General features: G+C 73.1%; 5 protein-coding genes. All 5 read right to left on the reverse strand.

Annotated features, from left to right (window positions below):
- On the reverse strand, positions 1-435 hold a 435-nt coding region (locus AB0M20_RS28060), incomplete at its 3' end, for a helix-turn-helix domain-containing protein (RefSeq protein ID WP_364303203.1).
- Positions 436-487: 52 nt separating this feature from the next.
- On the reverse strand, positions 488-2,143 hold the full coding sequence (locus tag AB0M20_RS28065; protein WP_364303205.1) for a fatty acyl-AMP ligase: 1,656 nt from the start codon (positions 2,141-2,143) through the stop codon (positions 488-490).
- 64 nt (positions 2,144-2,207) lie between these two features.
- Positions 2,208-3,383, reverse strand: a complete 1,176-nt coding sequence (locus AB0M20_RS28070) for a family 1 glycosylhydrolase (protein WP_364303207.1) — start codon at positions 3,381-3,383, stop codon at positions 2,208-2,210.
- Positions 3,380-4,081, reverse strand: a complete 702-nt coding sequence (locus tag AB0M20_RS28075) for an alpha/beta hydrolase (RefSeq protein WP_364303209.1) — start codon at positions 4,079-4,081, stop codon at positions 3,380-3,382. Before AB0M20_RS28075 ends, AB0M20_RS28070 begins: the two co-directional genes overlap by 4 nt.
- Positions 4,082-4,086: 5 nt before the next feature.
- Positions 4,087-4,605 (reverse strand): quercetin 2,3-dioxygenase, encoded by a 519-nt coding sequence (locus AB0M20_RS28080; protein WP_364303211.1) that lies wholly within the window; start codon positions 4,603-4,605, stop codon positions 4,087-4,089.
- Positions 4,606-4,754 lie beyond the last annotated feature (149 nt).

Genomic DNA, 4,754 nt, shown 5'->3' on the forward strand with positions numbered 1-4,754 from the left:
GGGGTACAGGGCCAGCAGATCGGCGCCGGGCAGCTGCGCCAGCAGCACCTTCCCGCCGGCGGTGGTGTGCGCGGGAAGCAGGTGGCCGACGCGGGTGCGCTCCGCGCCGCCGAGAACGCCGTCGACGAACCGGCAGCCGTTGCCCTCCAGGGTGACCAGGTAGGCGGCGGCGCCGGTGCCGGTCGCGAGATCGGTCAGCGCGGGGCGGGCCACCGCGGTCGGATCGGGCCGCGTCCCGGTGGCTTGAAGGCGCGGCCCGGGAAGGTAGGCCCGTGCGTGGTCCTGCTCCGCGAACCGCTGCCGCTTGAGCGTGGTGAGCAGGCGATGCGCGGTCGGCGGCGTCACCGACAGCAGGCGGGCGGCGTCGGCGACCCGCAGACGCCCATGGTCACGCAGCGCGACCACGAGCAGCAGAGCATTCTCGGCGGAGTTCACGGGTCCTCCAAACTGCATACAGTTTGCAGTCCACCCACTCCGGGGCGAGATGTCAAGGCACGGCGGACCCGGTCCAGCTCTCCGGCAGCAGGCCACGGGCGGCCGCGCGGCGCAGCTTGCCCGACGGGGTCTTCGGCAGGGATCCGGGCGGCAGGACCCGCACCGATGCCGGGCGGGCCTGGATCTGGGCGACGATCCGGGCCGTCACCTCACGGACGATGCGCTCCTCGTCGCCGGAGCTGCGCGACTCCACCAGCACGGCGAACGACTCGCGGGCCACGCCGTCGCCGGCCATCAGCCGGACCGCGGCGACGTTGCCCTCCCGGACACCCTCGACGGCGCCCGCCACCCGCTCGATGTCGGTCGGATAGATGTTGCGACCACCCATGATGATCACGTCCTTGCGGCGACCGCAGACCACGATCTGCCCGCCGGCCAGGTATCCCTCGTCGCCGATGTCCAGCCAGCCGTCCTGGTCGCGGACGGGCTCGAAGCCCTGCGGCGTCACGTACCCGTCGGTCACCGACTCGCCGCGCAGCTGCAGCCGGCCCACCTCGCGCTCGCCCAGCGGTTTGCCGTCGTCATCGACGACCCGCACCTCAACGCCCGGGAACGGACGGCCGACCATCGGCAGCCGCCGCACGCCGGTCCCCGCGCCCGGGACCGGCGTCGCTCGGCCGTGAAACTCGAGTTCGGCGGCGTCGACGACGTCGACCAGCATCGGGTCCGCTAGCTCCGACATCGAGATCACCAGGGTGCTCTCGGCGGCGCCGTAACAGCAGTTGACGGCCTGCGGCCGGAAGCCGTGCCCGGCGGCGATCTCGGTGAAGGCGCCCATCGTGGCCGGGTCGATCGGCTCGGCGCCGTTGCCGGCGACGCGCAGCCGGGACAGGTCGAGGGTGCCCGGCTCGAGCCGCGCCAGCTGCCGGGCCAGCACCGCCCAGGCGAAGTTGGGCGCGGTGGTGATCGTGGCGCCGTGCCGGCTCATCAGCTCGGCCCACAGCAGCGGCCGGCTCAGGAAGTCGACCGGGGTGACGCTCACCAGCTCCAGCCCGCTCAGCATCGGCAGCATCAGGCAGCCGACCATGCCCATGTCGTGGAACATCGGCAGCCACGAGACCATGACGCCGCTCTCGTCGCAGTTCAGGTGCTCGGCGGCGTCGCGGAGGTTCGCGTACACGTTGCCGTGGGTGATCCGGACCGCCTTGGGCTCGGCCGTCGAGCCGCTGGTGAGCTGCAGCAGCGCCATGGCGTCCTCGCCCACCGGCACCGGCTCGGCCTCCGGGCCGCCCGCCGGCTCATCGGCTCCGAGATGGACGATGCCGGCCGCGTCCAGCACGCCGGTCATCGCCTCGAACGGCGTGCCGACGATCACCGCGCGGGCGCCGATCATCCGCAGCACCCGCACGGTGTCCTCCGCCCACATCCGCAGGTCGGTGCGGGGGGTGGGCTGGTGCAGCATGGTCATGCTGCCGCCGGCCAGCCAGATCGCCTGGGCCACCGGTGCGATCTGCGCGGGCGCCCCGGCCAGGACCGCGACCGCGTCCCCCGGACGCAGGCCGGCGCCGATCAGCCCACCGGCGATCCGGCGGGCCGATCGGTGCAGCTCACCCCAGGTCCGGCGCTCCGGCGCATCGGGCTCCCCGGTCACCATGCCGGTCCGGGCGCGGGCGGCGTTCGCGATCACGGCATCGACGAAGCGACTCATTCCGGCACCGTACGCCAGGCGGCATCGCTGCGCGGGGCAGCGCTGTGCGGGCGGCTCCGGGCGGTCAGGTCTGGTCGGGCAGCCCGTTGCGGCGGGCAACCTCGCCCAGCCAGGAGAGGCTGGGCTTCGGGGTCCGCGTGAACGTGGTGCGGTCGACGCCGATCAGGCCGAACGTGATCGCGTACCCGCCGAACCACTCGAAGTTGTCCAGCAGGCTCCAGTGCAGGTATCCGCGCACGTCCACCCCGTCGGCGACGGCCGCCCGCAGTCCGCTGAGGACCTCGCCGGTGAAGGCGATGCGCTCGGCGTCGTCACTGGTCGCGAGGCCGTTCTCGGTGATCAGGATCGGAGTTTCCGGGAGCACCGAGGCGACCCGGCGCACCGACTCCCCCACCGCCTGCGGCCGGTATTCGACGTGTGCCTGGGTCATCGGCGCGCCCGGCCTGGCGACCGGGCCGTCCGGGCCGATCCGCGCGCAGCTGTAGATCTGCATGCCGACGAAGTCGTCGCCGTGGCACGCCTCGAGGAACTGGTCCTCCATCGCAGCGCGGTGCGCAGCCGTCTCCTCGTCGGCGCCGTCCTCCGCGATCCACTCCTGGCCGACCAGCGCGAGCCCGGCCGGCGGTGATCCGGCGCCGCGCAGGGCGTCCATGCCGCGCCGGTGCGCCGCGATCAGCGCCTCGCTCAGCCGCTGGTCCGGCCGCGGCAGCCCGGCGATCGGCTCCTGCTTGGCCGCCTTCTCGGCGAGCACCGGCAGGCAGGCGGCCAGGTTCGGCTCGTTGAGGGTCAGCACGTACGCGGCGTCCCAGAGGATCGGCGCCGCCGTCTCGGCGAAACGTGCGAAGCGGTCGCCGGCCTTGGGACCGAGCCAGCCGCCGTCGTGCGCGAACCAGCGCGGCGTCGTGAAGTGGTTGAGCGTCACGATCGGCGCGAGTCCGCGGTCGCGGCAGCCGTCCACCATCCGGCGGTAGTGGTCGAGCTCGGCGCGCGACACCTCACCCTCCTCGGGCTCGATGCGGCTCCACTCGAGGCTGAAGCGGTACGCGGTCAGCCCCGCACCGGCCAGCAGGTCGAGGTCCTCGCGCCAGCGGTGGTAGTGGTCCACCGCGTCGCCGCTGGGCTCCGCGAACGGGTTGTCCGGCGCGTGCTCCCACTCCCAGTAGTGGTTGTTGACGTTGTTGCCCTCGACCTGGTGGGAGGCGGTCGCGGCGCCCCACAGGAAGCCGTCGGGGAAGGTCATGAGAGCTCCTGGAGGAGAAAGTCGGCGGTACGGTCCAGCGCCTTGTCGGCGGCCGTGTCGGAGCCCTGCCACATGTGGTCGGCTCCCTCGTAGGTCTCGAGCTCGACCGCGACCCCGGCCGCGCTCAGCGCGTCGCGGAACCGCTCGCTCTGCACGCAGGGCACGAGGCGGTCGGCCGTGCCGTGCAGCAGCAGGAACGGCGGCGCGCCGGGGTGCACGTGCGTGATCGGGCTGGCCTGTGCGGTCAGCTCGGGCACGGTCGGCAGCGGCGCCCCGAGCAGCTGCGCCTCCCGCGAGTCGGCGGCCATCGGGTCGGCGCCGAGGTCGGCCGCCAGGGCGGTGAGATCGGTCGGGGCGTACCAGGCGACCACCGCGTCGACGTGATCGACGAGGCCGAGCATCGCGGCGAGGTGACCGCCGGCGGAGTCGCCCCACGCCGCGATCGGGGAGCCGCCGAACTTGTCTCGCAGCCAGCGCACGGCGGCTTGCGCGTCCTCGAGCTGGGCCGGCCACCGCGCCTCGCCGGACAACCGATAGTCGACGCTCGCCACGGCCAGGCCGCGCGACGCGAGGCGATCGAAGGCCGTCGTCCCCTCGTAGGCGGGCCCGGCCGACCGCCGGCTGCCCACCCGCCAGCCGCCGCCGTGCAGGAAGAGGACGACCGGCGGCGTGGCGGCGTCGGGCAGGTACAGATCCACGTCCATCATGCGCCGGGCCAGTCGAAGTCCGGCATGAACCGCATGTTGTGCGACTCCGCGGCCGCGCGCATCTGCGGGAACGGCGGGATGAACGGCGGCGACTGCGTGTCGATGCCGTCCGCGCGCGTACCCATCATCTGGAAGAACCGCTCGAACCCGCCGCTGGCCACGCCGAGGATCCGGGCCGCCGACTCGACCCGGTACGCGTGCGCCGCCCCGGCCGGCACGAACCCGAAGTCGCCCTCGCTGAGCAGCCGGGACGTCTTCTCGCCGTCCGGCAGCTGCACGTAGACCCGGACCTTGCCCTCGACCACGTAGAACGTCTCGTGGGTGTCGTCGTGCGCGTGGGTCGGGATGATGTCGCCGGCCGGGCAGGTGGCGGTGAACATGCCGAACTGGCCGCCGGTCTCGTCGGCGCTCAGCAGGACGGTGAAGGTGTCGGCGAAGACCTTCGCGTGCTCGCCCTCGCCGTTGCGCAGGAAATAGGGCACCGGCGTGCCGGGCAACACCCCGTCGAAACTCATGCTGTGCTCCTGTCGGAGAGTCGGGCGACCAGATCCTTCTTGGATACCTTGCCGATCGGCGACAGCGGGAGGCTGTCCAGCACCTCCAGCCGTTCCGGGAGCTTGAACGCGGCGATCTCGTGGGTGCGCAGGAACGCCACGAGCTCCGC

This window comes from Actinoplanes sp. NPDC051633, from assembly GCF_040681735.1.
Taxonomy (GTDB): domain Bacteria; phylum Actinomycetota; class Actinomycetes; order Mycobacteriales; family Micromonosporaceae; genus Actinoplanes.